The organism is Kribbella sp. VKM Ac-2569 (assembly GCF_004216905.1).
GTDB lineage: Bacteria > Actinomycetota > Actinomycetes > Propionibacteriales > Kribbellaceae > Kribbella.
Map to the genome: position 1 here is coordinate 1,097,557 of NZ_SGXJ01000003.1, position 20,013 is coordinate 1,117,569.

A 20,013-nucleotide genomic window follows, 5' to 3' on the forward strand; every position below is an offset into this window, starting at 1 on the left:
TTGGGTTGGGCAGTTAGCTCGCGTGTGCGGGTCCGGTTTGCGCGTCGGTCACCACACCCCCGACCGTCCGTCGGTGGACGCCTTCGCTTCGCTGGGCTGCAGGCTGGGTTGGGCAGTTCGCTCACGTGCGTGGGTCGGGTTGGCTTGCGGCGTGTGCGAGCCCGGGGCGCTCGCGCGTCCCGGGCTCGTTGGGCTCTGCCTGCCTGGAGGGGTGTCGGGGCAGAGCTTTCCTTTACGGGTCGATGACGACCGTGCAGGTGTAGGTGCCCGGCGGGAGGTTGGTCGCCGCGGCTGAGCCGTCGCCGTTCGCGCCGGTAGTGCCACTGGCTACTGTGCCGCCGCCAGGGCCGGTGCAGACGATCGTCGACGCCGTACCGCCGTCGATCTGCGAGTTGACCGAGACGGACAGGTCGGTCAGTGGAGTGTTGCCGAAGCTGACGGACTCACCTGCGTACGGCGTGGCTGTGCAACTCGCCACGTTGTCGACCACGACTGTCTTCGTGAGAGGCCCGTCGGCGACGTAACCAACCGGCAGAGTCTCGGTCACCGAGTAGCTACCGAACTGCAGGTTGCCGAAGCACGTCTGACCGTTGGCGTCGGTCGTCTGGGTGACCCCGTTCACGGTGAACGAGACACCTGCCTGCGGATGAGATCCAGCCCCCTCGGCCGCGTGCTTCCTCGTCTTGGTGATCTTGATCGCGCCGCAGCTGGCGAGGTTGAGCGGTGCGGGAGCGATGAAGTCCTTCAGCGCTGCGGTGAACGAGTCGGACGACCGGCTCTTCAGGTACGCGCTGCCGAACGACACGCAGGGATCTGTGCCGCCGCCGAGCGCCGAGAAGTCGATCGACGCCTCTCCGAACGTCCGCGCCGAGACCGAGTTCGGGGCCGTTGCCAGGCCGTCGGAATCGGCTGCCGGGATCGCCGTGGTGTTGATCGAGCCCGTGGCGTCGCCCTGTGCCGACAGGTTCTGCTTGTCGCTCCAGCACGGCAGGGAGTTCGATGCCTCGCACGCCGAGGTCGGGCCGCTGGTGAGCCACCGGGACAGGAACAGCACCGGGTTGGTGCCGCCCTGTGACAGGTCGTACTGGATCAGGACATCGCCCGCGGTCCGGACCGGGGTGGTGCCGTTGGCACTGGTAGCGAGGGACTTGTTGAACTCGAAGTCCATGTTGGTGGTTCCGGACGGCTCCTGCACGCGATGCCAGAACAGGTGCAAGAAGTCGGTGGTTCCGGTGTCCTCCAGATAGACACCGAAAGTGAGCAGGTCGCTCTTGTTCGGCGGGATGCTGCCGTCGACCACAGTCGGTACGGCGGTGTCCTCCTTGGTGCCCTGGCCGAACGAATCGTCCGTCGCACCGGTGGGCTTGTCTGCCTTTCGGATCTCGGTGACACTCGCCCAGTCGATCGACGGCGCCGGGTCGTCGACCTTCAGGTTCGCGTTGGTGTCGATCTCGAAATTACTGCCCGGCAGACTGACCTCAGGATGCGAGGCCTCCGCCGGAGACGCGATCAGGGCGCTTGCCACCAGCAACAGCCCCGCGGCCCCGATCAACGGCCGCCGCACCCTACGTGATGTGCCGGCATGCGAGCCGGCCTGCAACGAAGACGTCATTGTCTCCCCCTCGGAGATCCAAATCCCGGTCCGTGTCTCGGCCGGGCGGTCTCCTCACGGCAAGGCGCGCGCGTAGCCCTCCCTACGCAGCCGGTGCTCCCCCATCCCCCCGTGGCGAGGTCGCACACCAGCCCCCCAGCCGGCCGCGTCGCCAGAATTCCGCTGCCGACGTTACGCCCGCGAGAGTCGCCGTACAACGGTTGATCACGGCCACTACCGCCACGGCCCAACCGGCCACACCGCGTGGTCTAACAGGGCGCAATGGCGCGATAACAAAGGGCCGCTGACGTTTCTCTGGTGGGTCAGACGAGCCAGGTGCCGTTGTTCATCAGTACACGGTCTTTGAGTTCGTTGACCTCGCGCCAGGCCTGGATCTTCGTCGGCGTGACGCGGAAGAACGGGTAGTTCGGCAGCGGACGCGGGTCGAAGCCGGCCTTCGCCGCGAACGCCGCGCCCTCGGCCTCCGACACCTCTGTGATCGAGACCGTGCCGGCCACATGGATCACGTCGCGCACCTCCCCCAGCGTCAGCTGTACGACGGGATTCGCGAGCAGGTTGCGCGCCGTCGGATTGGACCGCGACGTCGACAGCAGCAGGGTCCCGTCGCTCCACAGGAACGAGAGCGGCATCAAGTACGGCGTACCGTCGAGCGACGCCGTGGACACCCACGCGTCGACGTCGTTCTCCAGACGGTTCAGGGTGTCCTGCTTGCGGACCTCCAACGGGCGGACCTCGGCCGTCATCGCTCACTCCTCTGTCACATGTGGTGCTCGTGCTCCGTCAATCGCATGACGGCGCTCGGCCGGTCAGTGTGACAGCTCAACATATGACAGGTGAAGGATGTGATCCGGATGGGCGGGGACGACTGGCTCGCGACGCGGTTCGAGCAGAACCGGGACCGGCTGCGGGCTGTCGCGTACCGGATCCTGGGCTCCGAGCCGGAGGCTGAGGACGCGGTCCAGGAGACCTGGATCCGGCTCAGTCGCAGCGACAGCGCGACGATCGACAACCTGGGCGGCTGGCTGACGACCGTGGTCGGGCGGATTTGCCTCGACATGCTGCGGACCCGGCGCGGGCGGCCCGAGTTGCCGGTCGGCGAGCACTCCCCGGTCCTCGCGGACGACGTCGTACCGGATCCCGAACTCGAAGCAGTACAGGCGGATTCGGTCGGGCTAGCACTGCTAGTGGTTCTCGAGACGCTGTCGCCGGCCGAGCGCCTCGCGTTCGTGCTGCACGATCTGTTCGCCGTACCGTTCGAGGACATCGCGCCGATCATCGGCAAGTCCCCCGCCGCCGCCCGCCAGATCGCCAGCCGGGCGCGACGAAGGGTCCGCGGTACGCCGGAACCGACCGACGTCGACGTGGTGCGCCAGAAGGAAGTCGTCACCGCCTTCCTCGCCGCAGCACGGGGTGCGGACTTCTCGGCACTACTTCACGTCCTCGACCCGGAGGTCGTCGTACGTTCGGACGCCGGCGCCGCTGCCTACGGCGGTACGCCGGGGCTCGCCGGAGCCGACCGGGTCGCGCAGGAGTTCTCCGGTCGGGCGGCCGCCGCGAAGTTGGTGCTCGTCGACGGAATGCCTGGCCTGGTGTGGATGCAGCGCGGTGAACCGCTGATTGTGTTCTCTTTCACCGTGGTCGACGGGCGTGTCGCCGCGATCGATCTCCGGGGCGATGCGGAGTACCTCGAGAACGTCGATCTGGTATCGCTGAAGGCGTGACCGGACGGCGTGGCGAGTGGACAGGATCGATGGGACTCGTGTGACGGATGGGGTGCGATTCAGGCTCGTCGCGACCCGGTGAAATCGGGTTTTTGTCCGGGCGGAAAGTGCGCTACTGTTCTGCTCTCGCACCGAGCGGAAACGCCACGGAGCGCAGTGCGGACGTAGCTCAGTTGGTAGAGCGCAACCTTGCCAAGGTTGAGGTCGCCGGTTCGAACCCGGTCGTCCGCTCGGAGAAGGTTCGGCAGGCCACCGCCCTCAAGTGGCGGAACGGCCTCTCTGGTGGAGTGGCCGAGAGGCGAGGCAACGGACTGCAAATCCGTGTACACGGGTTCGAATCCCGTCTCCACCTCGAGGACGATTGGCGCAGCGGTAGCGCGCTTCCCTGACACGGAAGAGGTCACTGGTTCGATCCCAGTATCGTCCACGAACAACAGGCGGTGGGTGCGAAAGCGCCCACCGCCTGTTCGCATTTCAGCGGCGACTCTGGGCCGCAACCGCCAGCAGAAGCACTACTGCCCCTAGCAGTGCTAGCGGAGTCAGTCGTTCGTGAAACGCGAGGATGCCGATCGCTGCGGCTACTACTGGTTCTAGCAGCGCTAGCACCGATGCGGTTGAGGCTTTCAGGGTTCTCAGGCCGACGTAGAACAGGGTGTAGGCGAAGGCCGTGGGGACGAGTCCGAAGTACGCGATCAGCAGCCAGCCGATGGGCGTGGTGGGTAGCGCGGCGAAGGGTGCCAGGAACAAGGCACCGGCGGTGAAGCCCAGGAGCGCGGTGGTCAGGGGGTCTGGTGTGTTGCGGTTCAGGAGCGTTGTCAGCGAGTAGCCCGCCGCGGACGCCACGGCTGCTGCGAGACCGGTCAGGTTGGCTGTGCCGCTGGTGGCGGACAGGAGGACCAGGCCGACCACGGCAGCGAAGAGAGCTGGGGTCAGCCGTTCGCGGGCGGCGACCGTGATGAAGATCGGGGCGGAGCCCAAGGCGATCACGGTTGCTACGCCGACGCCGACGCGTGGGATCGCGGTGAAGTAGCCGAGTTGGCAAACGGCCAGACCCAAACCGCTCAAAACGTGGCGGAGCGGGCTAGCCGCGAGTACGGGTCGGAGCGCAGTTCGGCGTACGGCGAGGCGCGCGAAGGCCAGCCATACAACGGCTGCGGCCAAACGCCAGAAGGACGTAGCCAGTGGTGTGAGGCCGGCGTACTGGGACAGAAGGGCGCCGGTCGGTCCACCGGTACCCCAGGCCAGGGCGGCGAGAACGACGTAGACGAGGGCACGCCTCGTCGAGAGACGATGATGCATCGGACACTCCGGGAAGGTGTTCGCAACGAATGGTCGGGGCGTCTGCGAACAGCCCGAAGAAGCCCAGGCCGCAAGACCTGAGCGCGAGGAAGCCGTCCGCTAAACGGCGGCCGGCGGAGTGATGATGCGATGCACAAACAGGACCCTAACCAGTCCAAAACCGGTGGGCGAACGGATTTACATCCGCAGGTACGAGCCGCCGTTGAAGTCGAGGACGGTCCCGGTCGCGAACTCGGCTTCGCGTGACGCCAGGTACAGAATCGCGGCCGCGACCTCGGACGGGTCGGCCACGCGCTCGAGCGGGCTCTCCTGCCGGCGGCGGTCGTACCCCTCACCGGCCAGGTTCACCGCGGCCATGTCGGTGACGGTCCAGCCCGGAGCGATCGCGGTCACCGCGATCCCTTCCGGCCCCAACGCCCGCGCCAGCGACTGGGTGAACGAGACGATCGCCGCCTTCGAGGCGCCGTACGCAGGCTGGTTCGGCTCGCCGCGGAACGCGCCGCGGGACGACACGTTCACGATCCGGCCGCCACGCGACATGTGCCGCACCGCGCACCACGTGACGTTGGACGGCCCAACGAGATTCACCGCGAGCGTGTCCGCCCACGCCTGCTGCCATTCGGCGTACGTCGTCTCGCGGATCCGGTGCGGGTGATACACGCCGGCGTTGTTCACGAGTACGTCGATACTCCCCAGCGCCGCGGCGGCGTCCGACACCATCGCCTCGATCGCCGCCGGATCCGCCAGATCTGCCTGCACCGTCAGATGCCCTGAGCCCGGCAGTTCCTTCAGCACCTGCGCCGCGGCGTCCGCCGAGGCGCTGTAATGGATCGCCACCCGGTCACCCGCGGCAGCGAACGCCCGCGCCGCCGCCGCACCGATCCCCCGCGAAGCCCCCGTCACCAGCACCGATCGGTTCATACGACCGATCCTGCCATCAAAAGGCACAGCATCACGGTCGGGGCTTGTGGTCGCGGCGGTAGGACTTGCTGGCGCGAACCCATTCCTTCTTCGCCTCGGTCCGGAGCCGGACGTCCGCACGACGGGCCATGTACGCCGCCTCGCGTTGCAGCTTCACCCAACTGTCGTAGCGCCGGTACGGCAGCGACCCGTCGTCCAAAGCCGCCCGTACCGCACACTCGGGCTCCATCACGTGTGAGCAGTCCTTGAACTTGCACTGCGCTGCGAACGCCGTGATGTCGGGGAACGCCGCCGCCAGCCCCTCACCGCTCTCCTGCAGACCGATCCCCCGCAGCCCAGGCGTGTCGATCACCACCCCGCCCTGAGGTAGCGCGATCAGCTCGCGCCGTACCGAGGTGTGCCGGCCCTTCCCGTCCTCACGGATGTCCTGCACGTTCAGCAGCTCCACACCCGCCAGCGCGTTCACCAGCGACGACTTGCCCGCGCCACTCGAACCTAGCAACGCTAGCGTCGCGTTCCCGTCGAGCAGCGCCCGTACGTCGTCCATGCCCGCGCCCGTGGTCGCGCTGCACACCAGTACGTCGGCACCCGGCGCGGCGACCGCGACGTCCTCGGCCACCGAGTCGGCATCCCCGACGAGGTCGGACTTGGTCAGTACGACGACCGGTCGCGCACCGCTCTCCCAGGCCAACGCCATGAACCGCTCGATGCGCACGATGTTCGGCTCCGGGACCAGCCCGACGACGATGGCGATCACGTCGACGTTGGACGCGAGCACCTGCCCGCGCGACGAGCCGCCGACCTCGGCCCGGACGATCGTCGTACGGCGGGGCAGCACCGATTCGAGCGTGATCCGGTCGTCCGGCCAGAACCGCAGGACGACCCAGTCCCCTGTGCAGGGGCCGGCCTGCGCGTCGGCGGCGATCTCGGCGAGCAGCGCCCCGGACCAGCTGGCGCGGACCGGACCGTGCTCGGTGAGAACCGTCGCCAGGCCCTTGTCGACCCGGGCGACGCGTCCCGGGACGAGGTCCTCCGGGACGGACTGCAGAAACTCGGCCGTGGAACTGTCGAGTCCCAGGGCCTGAAGCGTGGCTGACATGCGGCGAACCTTTCAGCGGGTCCGGCCGCGAGATCAGCTCAGCGGACGGACGGTGCGGGAGACAACGGCCCAATGGGCCTGTTGCAAGCTCATGGCAGGTGCCTCCCTTCCGAATCCCAGCGGTCCCGAGCCGGAACCGTGTGTCGCGATGCCGTCAGCCTAGGTCGTCGGTGTCACTCTGCGCACCGGATTTTCCGACTGAAGCGGGCTTCCGCGGAGCATCAGGCTCAACTTGAGCTTCAGGCTCACGCTCAGGTCGAGGCGCAGCGGAGGGAGCAACCTTCCGGGGCCGCTCGGCCAGCTTCTCCACCTTCCGCCCGATGGCCGCCTCCGGCCGCTCCTCCGACTCCACCGGCGTCGGCACGTAGCCCTCCTCGTGGTGCGGATCCGGCTCCGCCTTCATCACCGGCTCGACCTCGTCGTCCTCCACCCGGTCGTCGTCCTCCACCCGGTCGTCGTCCTCCTCGACAGGCTCGGCCTGCTTGACCTCGGTGATGTGCGCCTTGTGCGGCCACAGCCGGTCCACGACCGCGTTCAGCGCCGCACCGATCAGTACGGCGATGGCGGTCATGTAGAGCCACATCAGTACGGCGATCGGCGCCGCCAGCGGGCCGTAGATCGACGTACCGCCGACCGTGCTCTGCAGGATCCACCGGAGCACGAAGCTGCCGAGGATCCAGATCGACAGCGCCAGGAACGAGCCGGGGAGGTCCGAGACCCACGGCGTACGGATCGGGACCGAGAGGTGATACAGGGTGTTCAAGAAGCCCGCGGACAGGATCGTGACCACCGGCCAGTACAGCTGGTTCAGGAAGTCCAGCCGGTGCGGCAGGAGAGCGTCGACCGCGTCGGGTCCGGCCAGCACCAGCGGCAGGACGATCACCCCGATCACCAGCGCCGCGCAGTACAGCGAGAACGACAGCGCGCGGGTGCGGACGATGCCGCGCTTGCCGCCCATCCCGTACATGATCGTGATCGTGTCGACGAACACGTTCAGCGCGCGGCTGCCCGACCACAGCGCCAGCACGAAACCGATCGAGATGACGTCCGGGCGGCCGCCGTTCAGCACCTGGTCCAGCGTCGGCGCGATGACGTTCTTGATCGAGTCGTCGGTCAGCGCCCGGGCGGCCAGGTCGACGATCTGCTGCTTGATGTCGTTGATCGTCTCGACCTCGAACCACTTGCTCGCGATGTAACCGAGCGAGCCGGCCAGCCCGAAGATCAGCGGCGGCAGCGAGAGGATCGCGAAGAACGCCCCCTCGGCCGCGAGTCCGGTGACCCGGTAGCGCAGACAGACCCCGATCGTCTGGGTGAGCAGCTTCCAGGTCGTCGCGGGGACCCTGCGAACCCATGCCAATGAGAGGGAGCTCCCACCAGTGGGTCCTGCCCCAGAACGTGCCATACCGCTTACCGTACTGACATGGCGGACCCATTCGCGGTAACGAATCAGGCTCCCCCACTGCGGGGCGTGAACTTCTTCACCCAGGACCCGGCTCTCGGTGACGCTCTGCGTCCGTACGCCGACCTCGCCGGCGATCCCGGTCTGCACCGGATCGGCGAGCTCGCGGGATCCGAGGAGGCGCTGTCTCACGCTCTTCCGGCGAACCAGAACCCGCCGGTGCTGCGCACCCATGACCGCTACGGGAACCGGATCGACGAGGTCGAGTTCCACCCGTCGTGGCACTGGCTCATGGAACAAGCCGTCGGATTCGGGCTGCAGGCGGCGCCGTGGACGAGCGAGCGCCCGTCGCCGCACCTCACCCGTGCGGCCGGGTTCTACCTCTGGTCGCAGGTCGAGCCGGGCCACGGCTGCCCGATCTCGATGACGTACGCCGCCGTGCCCGCGCTCAAGGCGGACGCGCAACTGGCGAAGGAGTGGGTCCCGCAGCTCGCCTCCACGCAGTACGACATACGCCGGCTGCCGGCCGCGGCGAAGAACGGTGTCCTCGCCGGGATGGGGATGACTGAGAAGCAGGGCGGTTCCGACGTACGAGCGAATCTCACGACGGCGACGCCCGCCGGCGATGTGTACCAGCTGAACGGGCACAAGTGGTTCTGCTCGGCGCCGCAGGTGGACCTGTTCCTGGTCCTCGCGCAGGCACCCGACGGGCTGAGCTGCTTCGTCGTACCGCGGGTTCTTGCCGACGGCAACCGGAACCCGTTCGCGCTGCAGCGGCTGAAGGACAAGCTCGGCAACCGCTCGAACGCCTCCAGCGAGGTCGAGTTCCACGGCACGATCGGGTACCGCCTCGGCGACGAGGGCGCCGGCGTACGGACGATCATCGAGATGGTCGCGGCGACCCGGCTGGACTGCGTGCTCGGCTCGGCGGCACTCCAGCGGCGCGCACTCGTCGAAGCGAGCTGGCACACGCAGCACCGCTCGGCCTTCGGCGGCCTGCTCGCCGACAAGCCCGCGATGCAGAACGCGCTGGCCGACCTCGCCCTGGAGAGCGAGGCAGCGACGGCTCTGGGGATGCGGCTGGCCGCCGCAGTGGATTCCTCGGACCCGAAGGAAGCAGCTTTCCGGCGGATTGCGCTTCCCCTCGCGAAGTTCTGGGTGTGCAAGCGGACGCCGTTCATGGTCGCGGAGGCGCTCGAGTGCCTCGGCGGCAACGGGTACGTCGAGGAGTCCGGGCTGCCGCTGCTCTACCGTGAGTCGCCGCTGAACTCGATCTGGGAAGGATCGGGCAACGTCAACGCGCTCGACGTACTGCGTGCGCTCCGCCGCCCGGAGTCGCTCGAGGCGTGGCTGCTCGAGGTCGGCTCGGTCCAGGGTGCCGATGCGCGGCTCGATGCGGCGGTCAACGACGTACTGCAAGCGCTTGCTGACATCGAGAACGCCGAGGCCGGGGCACGGCGGCTGGCTGCGCGGATGGCCCTGTGCCTGCAGGCGTCGCTGCTGATCCGGCACTCGACGCCGGAGGTCGCGGACGCGTTCGTGGCGTCGCGGTTGGCCAACGACTGGGGTGGTGTGTTCGGGACGCTCCCACGGACTACGCCGTTCGAGCAGATCGTCAGCCGCGCGATAGGGTAACTGTGCCTTTCTTTTGGGCAGTCGCGACTGGCGCGCTGAAGGTGGAGAACCACCGGGGAGCGAAACCCGTCGGCACCGTGCGCCTGGGTGCCTTCGACCCACTGCAACCGCAGGAGAGACAACGATGACTCAATCCTTCGACGCCGCCGCCGCGTCGGCCGCGTACAACAACGCGCTGCAGGTGATCGCCGCGGTGGAACCCACCATCGCCGGCGCGATCAGGGCCGAGCTCGCCGACCAGCGGTCCTCGCTGAAGCTGATCGCGAGCGAGAACTACGCCTCCCCCGCCACGCTGCTCACGATGGGCAACTGGCTGTCGGACAAGTACGCCGAGGGCACCATCGGGCACCGCTTCTACGCCGGCTGCCAGAACGTCGACACCGTCGAGCAGACCGCCGCCGACCATGCCAAGGCCCTGTTCAACGCGCCCCACGCCTATGTCCAGCCGCACTCCGGCATTGACGCGAACCTGGTCGCGTTCTGGGCGATCCTGGCGCAGCGGATCGAGTCCCCGGCGCTGGCCGAGGCGGGCGCGAAGCATGTCAACGACCTGACCGACGAGGACTGGGCCAAGCTCCGCAAGGCGCTCGGCGACCAGAAGATGCTCGGTATGTCGCTGGACGCCGGCGGTCACCTGACGCATGGTTTCCGGCCGAACATCTCCGGCAAGATGTTCAACCAGCACTCGTACGGCACCGACCCGGAGACCGGGCTGCTGGACTACGACGAGGTCGCGCGGAAGGCCCGCGAATTCAAGCCGCTGATCCTGATCGCCGGCTACTCGGCGTACCCGCGCAAGGTGAACTTCGCCAAGATGCGCGAGATCGCCGACGAGGTCGGCGCCACCCTGATGGTCGACATGGCGCACTTCGCCGGCCTGGTCGCGGGCAAGGTCTTCGCCGGCGACTTCGACCCGGTCCCCCACGCGCACGTCACCACGACCACGACCCACAAGTCGCTGCGCGGCCCGCGCGGCGGCATGGTGCTCTGTCAGCCGGAGTACGCCGACGCCGTCGACCGCGGGTGCCCCATGGTCCTCGGCGGTCCGCTCAGCCAGACGATGGCCGCGAAGGCGGTCGCGCTGGCCGAGGCGCGGCAGCCCTCGTTCCAGGACTACGCACAATCCGTCGCCGACAACGCGGTCACGCTGGCCGAAGGGCTGATGAAGCGCGGCGTGAAGCTGGTGACGGACGGCACCGAGAACCACCTGGTGCTGCTGGACGTCTCGTCGTACGGCATCACCGGCCGGCAGGCCGAGTCGGCGCTTCTCGACGCGGGCATCGTCACCAACCGGAACGCCGTACCGCGCGACCCGAACGGCGCCTGGTACACGTCCGGTGTCCGGATCGGTACGCCGGCACTCACCACGCGCGGCCTCGGCGGCGACGAGTTCGACCGGGTCGCGGAGCTGATCGTGGACGTCCTGTCCTCGACGACGCCGACCACGACCGCGGCGGGCGCTGCGTCCAAGGCGAAGTACGTGCTGGCCGACGGTGTGGCCGACAAGACCAAGGCCGCTTCGGCCGAGATGCTCGACAAGTTCCCGCTGTACCCGGGCCTCGTGCTCAGCTGACACACGTCACAGCGCCCGCTCCTCGCTTCGGGGAGCGGGCGCTGGTCTGTCTGGTCAGGCGTCCTGCTTGACACGCATCAGGGCATCCTGCGAGGGCTTCTCGGCTCTCGCGGGCATCAGGACAGCGGCGAGGATCGCGCCGGCGACGGCGATGCCGGCCGAGACCCACATCGTGGTGTTGAGACTGTTGATGAAGGCGTCGCGCACGTTGTCCAGCAGCTCCGGCGAACCGGCCTTCTCGGCGACCGCGAGCCCACCAGCCAGGCTCTTCTCCACCGCGTCGGCGGCCTCCGCGGGCAACCCGGCGGTGTCGACGTTGTTCCGGTAAACCGAGTTCAGCACGGTTCCGAGTACGGCGACACCGACCGTCCCGCCGACCTGCCGGAACGCCTGCAGCAGGCCGGATCCGGTCCCGGCGCGCTCCGGGTCGAGTACGCCGAGCGCCGCGTTCATTGCCTGCGGCATCGAGCACCCGAGGCCGAACCCGACCACTGCGAACCAGATCGCGGTGTACCCGTACCCGGTCCCAAGATCCGTGAAGGCACCGAGCACGAACCCGGCCGCCATCACCACGAACCCGGCCATCACCACGAGCCGCGTACCGGCCTTCGCCTCCACCGGCTCGGCCAGCTTGGCGCCGACCGTCATACCGCCGATGAACGGCAGCAACTTGAGACCGGTGTGCAGCGCGTCCGACCCGTTGATGCCCTGGAAGTACTGCGGCATCGTGAACAGCAACCCGAAGATCGCGAACACCGACACCGTCAGCAACACGGCGCCACCGGTGAACACCCGCTCGCTGAACAGCCGCAGCTCGATCAACGGTTCGCTGTTGCGCCGCTGCCACACCAGGAACCCGGCGATCAGTACGACGGCCAGTCCGAGGAACACGATCGTCACGGTGTCGCCCCAGGACGCCTCCCCCGCCTTGGTCACGCCGTACACGAGGGCCGCGAGACCGGCGCTCGACAGGATCATGCCGAGCCAGTCGATCGCCGGGCGGTTCGCGCTCCGGCTCTCCGGGACGAGCAGGGTCACCGCTAGCGCTGCCAGGAACGCGATCGGGATGTTGATCACGAAGATCCACTGCCAGCCGGCGTGGTCGAGCAGCAGACCGCCGACGATCGGGCCGAGCGGCATACCGATGCTGTTGGCAACGACGAAGAACCCGATCGCCTTCTTCCGCTCCTCCGCGGTGCGGAACAGCACGGTGATCAGCGAGAGCGCGACCGGGACGATCATCGCCGCACCGATGCCGAGGAAGGCCCGGGCCGCGATCAGGGTCCCCGCGGAGTCGGCCAACGCACAGGCCAGCGAGGCGGCGCCGAACAGCGTGAGCGCGATCGCGATGATCTTGCGCCGACCGTACCGGTCCCCGAGCAGACCGGCCGGAAGCAGCAGCGCCGCGAGTACGAGGTTGTAGCTGTTGGCCATCCACTGCAGTTGGCTGGTGGACGCCTGCAGGTCCTTGGCCAGCGTCGGCAGCGCGACGTTGAGCACAGTCGTGTCCAGACCGAGGACGAGGACCGCGAGGCAGAGCGCGATGAGTACTCCGAAGCGGCGGGCGCCGGTCAGCGTCTGTCCTTCGGCGTCGGAGGTTGAGGTCATGGAATACAAATTATCAGAAGATTGTGATAGTTGCGATAAATCAAATCACTGTAAGCTTCAACCATGGCGCAGGAACCGAGCCCGGAACAGATCAGCCAGTTCGTCGAGCGGTTCGCCGGCGTCCTGGCGAACAGCGGCGTACCGACGATGTCGGCTCGGGTGATGGGCGCGATGCTGGTCAGCCCGAACGGCACGATGACCGCCGCCGAGCTGGCCGGTGCGCTGAAGATCAGCCAGCCGGCCGTCTCCGGCGCGGTCCGCCAGCTGCTCCAGGTCTCGTTCATCACCCGCGAGCGCCTGCCCGGCTCCCGCAAGGATCACTACCGCATCCGCGAGGACGTCTTCGCCACGATCCTCGAGCGCCGCAACCAGGGGCTCGGCGAGTGGGAGTCGACCAGCCGCTCCGGCGCCGAACTCTTCGGCCTCGACACCCCCATCGGCCAGCGCCTCACCGAGGCCGCCGACTTCTTCGCGTTCATCCACACCGACATGGACCAGATGATCAAGAACTGGCGCGCGGAACACCCGCGATGAACCGTCGCGAAGCCAAGCAGCTCGTCGGTACGGCGTGGTTGGACAGCGACTACCGAACCGGGTGGGAGACGCGCATCATGCGCCGGCGCGTCCCGCTCTACCGCGTCGGAATCGCCGCCCTGCGTGCACTGAACGCCGTGACGGGTGGCCCGAACCGCCCGTCGCTGAAGGTCACCCGCTGGAACCGGATCGGGCCGCACGGCGGCACCTTCGTGATGGACAAGCTCGAGACGATGACCGGGCGGACCGATCATCCGGTCACGTCGCGGGCCGAGCTGCGCGCCCGTACGTCGTTCGCGTCCCGGCTGGCGCGGGCCGTCTCCGCGGACGAGTGGCCGCAGATCATCGCCGAGTACGAGCGGCGCCGGCGTGGCGAGCGTCCGCAGTACCGGTATGTCGGCCATCGGCCGCTGAACGCGACCTCGCACGCGTTGATGGACGAGGCGTGGGTACGGGGCGAGCTGCCGACGGATCAGTACCGGGCGTGGAACCTGCTGAAGGACGAGGACGAGGGGGCGTTCTACAGCGAGTTCTTCACCGACGGCGGCGCGCGGGCTTATCCCGGTGGTGAGACGAATCCCGGCTTCCGGCTGGGGCGGATCACGTTCGACGTCAGTTGGCGGGAGAAGGCGTCGCTCGCGGGTGAACGCCACGTACTCCGTCGCAGCCGGCTCCTCCGCGCAAAGGAGCTGGTCAAGTTCTTCCGCACGGAGCTCCGCGAAGCTGTCCGGCCGCCCGTGTCCTCCCCGGCGCAGCCCGACTCGGCTCGCACCCCCGGACGCCACGACGTCTACACCCAGCCAGTTGTCGCTGCGATCGCCGACTTCACCAAACCCGAGGCGCGGCGCTCCCCCACCGCCCGCGCCGAAACCACGCCGGATCGAAAGCGCGCCTCTGCCATCGATCTCGCCAACACTGTCGCCAAGGCACTCCCACCAGCCGTCAGCGGAGGGGTGGTTGGGGAAGGTCGGTCAGGACCTGGCGAGCCACTGCCAGGGCAACCTCGTCCGCCCCATGCGGCGCAACAATCTGCGCACCCACCGGTAGCCCGTCCGCCAACCCCGCCGGAACACTCACCGCGGGATGCCCAGTCACGTTGAAGATCCAGCACGGGTCGCCGGTGACGATGCTCTGCTCGTGCTGATCGTAGCCGTGGGCAACAGTCAGCGTTGTCGGCGTCACCAGCGCATCGACCTCGGTGAACAGATCAGCCAGCGCTGTGTTGTTGTGGTCGCGCACCTCGCGCGCTCGGTTGGCGGCCGCGGCGTCGGCACCCCGCCCGTTGTCGAGCGCTGACAAGACCGACCACGCGTCGTCCGTCGGCGCGAGCTCCAGCGGTACGTCGACCACCTCGATCCCACACTGGACCAGCCGCTCCCGCACCACCCGATCAACGCCCGGATCCGCACCCCAACGCCCCAGCGTCGAGAAGTACGCAACCCGCCACCGCCCGATCGGCTCTGGCTCGGTTGGTACGGGCCAGTGGGGTAGGGATGTGGGGTCGAGGCGGTGGGGGCCACTGGCGATGCTGGTAGCGAGGATTACGTCGTCGAGGTCTGCGCCGATCACGCCGGCCGTGGTCAGTCCGCCGAGTGCCCGTCCGCCCGGGCGTGGGACGCGACCGTAGGTTCCCTTGAACCCGACGATCCCGCAGAACGATGCCGGGATCCGCAGCGATCCGCCGCTGTCACCACCGGTCGCCAGCGGTACGACGCCTGCCGCGACCGCCGCCGCACCACCCGCGGTCGAACCGCCGGGTGACCGCTCCACGTCCCACGGATTCCGCGTGTACTCGCGCCCGTTCCACCCGAACGTCAGCGACACCGCACCCGGCCGCGCCCGCGTCGCCCACCCGATCGGGATGGCGCCGGCCGCGATCAGCCGGGTCAGGATCGGCGACTCCGGCGGCGTACGCGCCTTGATCAGGAACGGCACGCCGGCAAACGCCCCACTCGGATGCACCCGCTCAGCAGCCCGACGCGCCCCGTCGGCATCCAACTCGTCCAGAAAATGCAACACCGGATCAAGCTCCCGAGCCGCCCAGAGGGCGCTCTCTACAATCTCCAGCGCAGACACAGCCCCCGACCGCACCTGCTCGGCAACAGCCCGAGCGCTCATTCGGCTACGAGCGTGTAGGCGAAGGCGAGGCGGCGATCCAGCCAGGCGGCTTTGATCGTGATCGACTTGGTTGCCTCGGACAACATGACCACGTCGTCTCCGGCCCGCCACTCCAGGACGCGCTCCTTGGTCGGCTGGTCGCCGCCCTCGGCGCCGAAGCTCGTGAGCGCGTCCAGCACCCCGGTGAAGAGCCGCCCGGCGGCCTTCTCGGCGAGTTGCTTCGCGTCGCCGCTCAACCACTCGGTCCGCCCGATCACGTCGACCTGGCCAGGCTGCTCGATACGCCAGTTCGGACGGAGCAACGGCCGACCAGATGGGATCCGGGTAATGGTTCCGACAGCCGACGCACCGGCGTCGTGAACACTCCACGAGTTCTCCCCCGACGGGACCACCGAGCAGAGCAGCTGCGTCAGCTCGGCATCGAGGTACAGCGAGTGTTCCGGCCCGACGTACGCACAAGCCGCGAGCACCCGGTCGAACTTCCCGCCCTGCGGAACCCGGATCGCCTTCGGACCCCATCCGATCTTCTTCCGCTTCGGGGTAGCCGGCAGTTCGACCGACCCGACGGTGAATTCGCGGACGCTCTCCCAGCTCGACACCCGCCGGAGTTTACGTCAGCGGTTGACGCGGATCGCTGCCCACAGGACCAGCGACGCGAAGAGGGTGGCTACCAGCACGCAGGCGATCGGGATGCTCGAGAGGCTGATCAGTGCGCCGAAGCCGACCATTGCGAGCGGCATCATTGCCTCGTCGGACAGGTTCACGATGCTGAAGCTGCGGCCGAGGTACGTCGGGTCCACGCTCTGCTGAAACGCCGCGGACAGTTGCGCCGACGCGAGCCCCGCCGTACAGCCGATCATCGCCATCGCGACGAAGACACCGAGCTTCGGCATCAGCCCGATCATCGCGCACCCTGCCGCCTGGACGACGAGCGCCAGCAGACCGGACCGCGCCACGTCGGCGGGCTTCCATCGCATCGCGACCAACGCCCCCACCGCGGCCGCGACCCCGGAGCACGCCTCGAACCAGCCGTACCAGGCCGAGCCCCACCCGGCGGAATGGGTTCGTTGCACCAGGCCGACGGCGAGGATCGGGCCGACGCACAGGTTCAGCCCGGAGAACGCGATCACCAGTGTCCGCGCCCGGGCGTCCCGCTTGAGGTACGCGAACCCGTCGCGCAGGTCGGCGCGGATCGAGTGGCCCGTGGAGACCGGCTGCGGGAGCCGTGGCTTGACCAGGAACGCCAGCGCCACCGCGATCACCACGAACGACGCCGCGTCGACGATCATCACGGTGATCAGGCCGCCGTGCGCGACCAGCAGGCCGCCGAGCGGGGCACCCGCGAAGGTCGCGAGCCGCTGCGCCAGCTGGCTCCCGGCCGACAGCTTCACCAGGTCCTCGGAGCGAACCATCCGCCGCGGCAGCGTCCCGGACGCCGGCGTGTAGAGCGCGTCGACCGCGCCGAACGCGACCGCGACCGTCGCTAGCAGTGCTAGCGAAAGTCCCCAGATCGCCACAGCCGTCGCGGCGACCGTGAGTACGACAATCCGCGCGAGGTTGGCGAGGATCATCGTCCGGCGGCCGTCGAAACGGTCCGCGAGCGCACCGCCGTACAGCAGGATGAGTGCCTTCGGCAGCGCCCCGATCCCCATCACGAGACCCGCACCGGCCGGGCCCGTGACCTGTGCGGCACTCCACGCAAGTCCGACGTACCAGGCCATGTCGCCGGCCTGCGACACCGCGGCCGACGCGATCCATCCCTGCACCCGACGGTCTCTCCGGAGCGGCGGGAAGACCTCGGTGGTCATGGGCGGGCAGGTATGGCGTGCGCGAAGAAGAAGACGCGGTGCGCGTCCTCACCCTCGGCCGGGTGGTCGTAGTACGAGCGGACCAGCTCCTCGATCCGCTCGCTCAGCTCGCTGAGCTGGTCGGGCGTCAATGTGAGCCATCTCTCGGTGGCGTACGCCGCCCGCACCCAGGGTTCCTCGAACTCGTACCGCATGTCGAACCACTGCCGCACCTTGCCGACGTGATGAGCGAGGTTCGCGTCCTCGGCGGTGGCCGCGACCAACTCGGCCGCCGGGTCGCCCTTCGCGTCCGCGATCGACCACGAGTACTCCGAGGTGTCGCCGAGCTTCCACCACCGCTCGCGGCGGTTCTTCGCCAGCTCCGGAGCTTCGACGATCACGCCCGCGGACGCGAGAACCTTCAGGTGATGGCTGACATTGCCGACAAGTTCTCCGGTCGACTCGGCCAGCCGGGACGCGGTCGCGGGGCCGTCGATGTGGATCAGGTCGAGCAGCCGGCGGCGCAGCGGGTGGTGCATGGCGGCGAGGACGGACGGTGTCACCGTCCGGCGGTTCGGAGGCGTCATGAAGAGCACCGTAGCTTCCACAAGAACTCTTGCACAAGAGTTCTTGTACGATGCGTTCGCCGCCGGAATCAATCTCCACCAGACTGGTGGAGATAGCCATATCGTGAGATCGGATCTCAGGATGTAGGAATGGGAGTTGATTTGTCAGCGGTTCGCGCTGACGCTTGTGGACATGCTCGCTGCGTTCACCACCCACCTCGTAGGTCGGCTGCATGTCGACCTCGGGCGGATGCGCAGTGCCATCTGTTGTCCTTCGATGTTCTGACAGCCACCCTGCCCGGGCCAACGACGGCCCCCTGATCACCCCCGATCACCGCTGGGTGCGCACCGCGCGGAACGCATCGAACCGACGACGCTTCGATCCTGCCGCCCTCGGTGAGCACCTGTCACGAGGACAAGGACACGCCCCGGATGACTGCCGGCGTCACCTCCCCCGCCCGCAAACCGGCCCGGCCCCGTAAGGGCAAGGGCGAAGGCCAGTGGGCGCTCGGATACCGCGAGCCGCTGAACAAGAACGAAGAGAACAAGAAGAACGACGACGGCCTGAACGTCCGGGCGCGGATCGAGAACGTCTACGCGCACCGCGGCTTCGACTCGATCGACCCGGCCGACCTGCGCGGCCGCTTCCGCTGGTGGGGTCTGTACACCCAGCGCAAGCCCGGGATCGACGGCGGCAAGACCGCGACGCTGGAGCCGGAGGAGCTGGACGACCGCTACTTCATGCTGCGGGTCCGGATCGAGGGCGGCCAGCTGACCGCCGAGCAGCTGCGGGTGATCGCCCACATCTCCACGACGTACGCGCGCGACACCGCGGACATCACCGACCGGCAGAACATCCAGCTGCACTGGATCCGGATCGAGGACGTGCCGACGATCTGGGAGCAGCTGGAGTCTGTCGGGCTCTACACGACCGAGGCGTGCGGCGACGTACCGCGGGTCGTGATCGCGAGCCCGGTCGCGGGGATCGCGGCGGACGAGATCATCGACCCGACGCCGGCCATCGACGAGATCGTCTCGAAGTACATCGGCTCGGACGAGTTCTCCAACCTGCCGCGGAAGTTCAAGACCGCGCTCACCGGGCACCCGTCGCACGACGTCGTACCGGAGGTCAACGACATCGCGTTCGTCGGTGTCGTGCACCCCGAGCACGGCCCGGGCTTCGACCTGTGGGTCGGCGGCGGCCTGTCGACGAACCCGATGCTCGCGCAGCGGCTGGGCACCTGGATCCCGCTGAACGAGGTCGCCGAAGCCTGGTGGGGGGTCACCAGCATCTTCCGCGACTACGGCTATCGCCGGCTGCGGACCCGGGCCCGGCTGAAGTTCCTGCTGGCGGACTGGGGCGTCGAGAAGTTCCGCGAGGTGCTGGAGGACAAGTACCTCAAGCGGAAGCTGATCGACGGCCCGGCACCCGAGGTCCCCGCGATCCAGGGTGACCACGTCGGCGTCCACAAGCAGAACGACGGCAAGTACTTCGTCGGCGTCGCACCGGTCGTCGGCCGGGTCTCCGGTACGTCGCTCGCACAGGTCGCCGACGTGGTGGCGCGGCACGGGTCGGACCGGATCCGGACCACCGCGCAGCAGAAGCTGCTGGTGCTGGACGTCGAGGAGTCGCAGATCGAGTCGCTGGTCGCCGAGCTGAACTCACTCGGATACCAGGCGAACCCGTCGGCGTGGCGGCGGAACACGATGGCCTGCACCGGAATCGAGTTCTGCAAGCTGGCGATCGTCGAGACCAAGGCGAAGGCGGCGCAGCTGATCAACGAGCTCGAGGAGCGGATCCCCGAACTCGACGTACCGATCACGGTGAACGTCAACGGCTGCCCGAACTCGTGCGCCCGGATCCAGGTCGCGGACATCGGACTGAAGGGACAGCTCGTACTGGATGCCGACGGCAAGCAGGTGCCGGGCTACCAGGTGCACCTCGGCGGCGGTCTCGGGCTGGACGCCGGGTTCGGCCGGAAGCTGCGCGGTCACAAGGTCACCGCGGACGGGCTCACGGACTACGTGGAGCGCGTCACCCAGAACTACCTGAAGGAGCGCAACGAGGGCGAGCGCTTCGCCCAGTGGGTCACCCGAGCGGACCAGGAGGCACTTCAGTGAGCGAACGTGCGGCACCTCTG

16 protein-coding genes, 3 tRNA genes and 1 riboswitch are annotated in these 20,013 nt (G+C 68.2%); of the genes, 8 read left to right on the top strand and 11 right to left on the bottom strand.

Annotated features, from left to right (window positions below; genetic code table 11):
* Nucleotides 1-232 precede the first annotated feature (232 nt).
* Complete coding sequence (locus EV649_RS25475) at nt 233-1,612, bottom strand: SpaA isopeptide-forming pilin-related protein (RefSeq protein WP_130386060.1); 1,380 nt, start codon at nt 1,610-1,612, stop codon at nt 233-235.
* A gap of 302 nt (nt 1,613-1,914) precedes the next feature.
* Nucleotides 1,915-2,355, bottom strand: a complete 441-nt coding sequence (locus EV649_RS25480; protein ID WP_130386061.1) for a pyridoxamine 5'-phosphate oxidase family protein — start codon at nt 2,353-2,355, stop codon at nt 1,915-1,917.
* Between the two features lie 90 nt (nt 2,356-2,445).
* Here EV649_RS25480 and EV649_RS25485 point away from each other — a divergent pair, with 90 nt between their 5' ends.
* From EV649_RS25485 to EV649_RS25500, 4 genes are all read left to right on the top strand, one after another.
* Nucleotides 2,446-3,333 (top strand): sigma-70 family RNA polymerase sigma factor, encoded by an 888-nt coding sequence (locus EV649_RS25485; RefSeq protein ID WP_347233151.1) that lies wholly within the window; start codon nt 2,446-2,448, stop codon nt 3,331-3,333.
* A gap of 158 nt (nt 3,334-3,491) precedes the next feature.
* A tRNA-Gly gene (locus EV649_RS25490) sits at nt 3,492-3,564 on the top strand.
* Nucleotides 3,565-3,614: 50 nt separating this feature from the next.
* Nucleotides 3,615-3,685, top strand: a tRNA-Cys gene (locus EV649_RS25495).
* A gap of 3 nt (nt 3,686-3,688) precedes the next feature.
* Nucleotides 3,689-3,760, top strand: a tRNA-Val gene (locus EV649_RS25500).
* A 47-nt stretch (nt 3,761-3,807) separates the two neighbouring features.
* On the opposite strand, the gene EV649_RS25505 is transcribed toward EV649_RS25500, so the two are convergent.
* From EV649_RS25505 to EV649_RS25520, 4 genes are all read right to left on the bottom strand, one after another.
* Nucleotides 3,808-4,632, bottom strand: coding sequence for a DMT family transporter (locus EV649_RS25505; RefSeq protein ID WP_130386062.1), 825 nt, complete (start codon nt 4,630-4,632; stop codon nt 3,808-3,810).
* 177 nt (nt 4,633-4,809) lie between these two features.
* Nucleotides 4,810-5,553, bottom strand: coding sequence for an SDR family oxidoreductase (locus tag EV649_RS25510; protein WP_130386063.1), 744 nt, complete (start codon nt 5,551-5,553; stop codon nt 4,810-4,812).
* Between the two features lie 31 nt (nt 5,554-5,584).
* Entirely contained in the window at nt 5,585-6,652 is a 1,068-nt protein-coding gene (rsgA, locus tag EV649_RS25515; RefSeq protein ID WP_130386064.1) for a ribosome small subunit-dependent GTPase A, read from the bottom strand.
* Nucleotides 6,653-6,806: 154 nt separating this feature from the next.
* Nucleotides 6,807-8,054 (bottom strand): YihY/virulence factor BrkB family protein, encoded by a 1,248-nt coding sequence (locus tag EV649_RS25520; RefSeq protein ID WP_130386065.1) that lies wholly within the window; start codon nt 8,052-8,054, stop codon nt 6,807-6,809.
* Between the two features lie 18 nt (nt 8,055-8,072).
* Here EV649_RS25520 and EV649_RS25525 point away from each other — a divergent pair, with 18 nt between their 5' ends.
* Nucleotides 8,073-9,686 (top strand): acyl-CoA dehydrogenase family protein, encoded by a 1,614-nt coding sequence (locus tag EV649_RS25525; protein ID WP_130386066.1) that lies wholly within the window; start codon nt 8,073-8,075, stop codon nt 9,684-9,686.
* Between the two features lie 13 nt (nt 9,687-9,699).
* Nucleotides 9,700-9,782, top strand: a riboswitch (ZMP/ZTP riboswitch).
* Between the two features lie 28 nt (nt 9,783-9,810).
* The gene (locus EV649_RS25530) at nt 9,811-11,259 is read left to right on the top strand and encodes a glycine hydroxymethyltransferase (RefSeq protein ID WP_130386067.1); all 1,449 of its coding nucleotides are present in this window, start codon (nt 9,811-9,813) and stop codon (nt 11,257-11,259) included.
* A gap of 54 nt (nt 11,260-11,313) precedes the next feature.
* On the opposite strand, the gene EV649_RS25535 is transcribed toward EV649_RS25530, so the two are convergent.
* Nucleotides 11,314-12,867, bottom strand: a complete 1,554-nt coding sequence (locus EV649_RS25535; protein WP_130386068.1) for a DHA2 family efflux MFS transporter permease subunit — start codon at nt 12,865-12,867, stop codon at nt 11,314-11,316.
* Nucleotides 12,868-12,930: 63 nt separating this feature from the next.
* On the opposite strand from EV649_RS25535, the gene EV649_RS25540 reads away from it, so the two are divergent.
* Nucleotides 12,931-13,401 carry a MarR family transcriptional regulator gene (locus EV649_RS25540; RefSeq protein WP_130386069.1) on the top strand — a complete coding sequence of 157 codons (471 nt, stop codon included), beginning with the start codon at nt 12,931-12,933 and terminating at the stop codon, nt 13,399-13,401.
* A gap of 942 nt (nt 13,402-14,343) precedes the next feature.
* Here EV649_RS25540 and EV649_RS41220 read toward each other — a convergent pair.
* From EV649_RS41220 to EV649_RS25555, 4 genes are all read right to left on the bottom strand, one after another.
* On the bottom strand, nt 14,344-15,420 hold the full coding sequence (locus EV649_RS41220; protein WP_198682668.1) for an amidase: 1,077 nt from the start codon (nt 15,418-15,420) through the stop codon (nt 14,344-14,346).
* 95 nt (nt 15,421-15,515) lie between these two features.
* A complete protein-coding gene (locus EV649_RS41225) occupies nt 15,516-16,118 on the bottom strand; it encodes a hypothetical protein (protein WP_198682669.1) in 603 nt (200 codons plus the stop codon).
* Between the two features lie 15 nt (nt 16,119-16,133).
* Entirely contained in the window at nt 16,134-17,327 is a 1,194-nt protein-coding gene (locus EV649_RS25550; RefSeq protein ID WP_130386071.1) for an MFS transporter, read from the bottom strand.
* On the bottom strand, nt 17,324-17,893 hold the full coding sequence (locus EV649_RS25555; protein WP_130386072.1) for a winged helix-turn-helix domain-containing protein: 570 nt from the start codon (nt 17,891-17,893) through the stop codon (nt 17,324-17,326). The genes EV649_RS25550 and EV649_RS25555 overlap by 4 nt, the downstream gene beginning before the upstream one ends.
* Before the next feature lie 411 nt (nt 17,894-18,304).
* On the opposite strand from EV649_RS25555, the gene EV649_RS25560 reads away from it, so the two are divergent.
* A complete protein-coding gene (locus EV649_RS25560) occupies nt 18,305-19,993 on the top strand; it encodes a nitrite/sulfite reductase (protein ID WP_130386073.1) in 1,689 nt (562 codons plus the stop codon).
* The last annotated feature ends 20 nt before the right edge of the window (nt 19,994-20,013 follow it).

Bases quoted from the DNA above. Each gene is read 5' to 3' on its own strand.
- EV649_RS25475 (WP_130386060.1), bottom strand. From the start codon at position 1,612: ATGACGTCTTCGTTGCAGGCCGGCTCGCATGCCGGCACATCACGTAGG.
- EV649_RS25480 (WP_130386061.1), bottom strand. From the start codon at position 2,355: ATGACGGCCGAGGTCCGCCCGTTGGAGGTCCGCAAGCAGGACACCCTG.
- EV649_RS25505 (WP_130386062.1), bottom strand. From the start codon at position 4,632: ATGCATCATCGTCTCTCGACGAGGCGTGCCCTCGTCTACGTCGTTCTC.
- EV649_RS25510 (WP_130386063.1), bottom strand. From the start codon at position 5,553: ATGAACCGATCGGTGCTGGTGACGGGGGCTTCGCGGGGGATCGGTGCG.
- rsgA (WP_130386064.1), bottom strand. From the start codon at position 6,652: ATGTCAGCCACGCTTCAGGCCCTGGGACTCGACAGTTCCACGGCCGAG.
- EV649_RS25520 (WP_130386065.1), bottom strand. From the start codon at position 8,054: ATGGCACGTTCTGGGGCAGGACCCACTGGTGGGAGCTCCCTCTCATTG.
- EV649_RS25525 (WP_130386066.1), top strand. From the start codon at position 8,073: ATGGCGGACCCATTCGCGGTAACGAATCAGGCTCCCCCACTGCGGGGC.
- EV649_RS25530 (WP_130386067.1), top strand. From the start codon at position 9,811: ATGACTCAATCCTTCGACGCCGCCGCCGCGTCGGCCGCGTACAACAAC.
- EV649_RS25535 (WP_130386068.1), bottom strand. From the start codon at position 12,867: ATGACCTCAACCTCCGACGCCGAAGGACAGACGCTGACCGGCGCCCGC.
- EV649_RS25540 (WP_130386069.1), top strand. From the start codon at position 12,931: ATGGCGCAGGAACCGAGCCCGGAACAGATCAGCCAGTTCGTCGAGCGG.
- EV649_RS25550 (WP_130386071.1), bottom strand. From the start codon at position 17,327: ATGACCACCGAGGTCTTCCCGCCGCTCCGGAGAGACCGTCGGGTGCAG.
- EV649_RS25555 (WP_130386072.1), bottom strand. From the start codon at position 17,893: ATGACGCCTCCGAACCGCCGGACGGTGACACCGTCCGTCCTCGCCGCC.
- EV649_RS25560 (WP_130386073.1), top strand. From the start codon at position 18,305: ATGACTGCCGGCGTCACCTCCCCCGCCCGCAAACCGGCCCGGCCCCGT.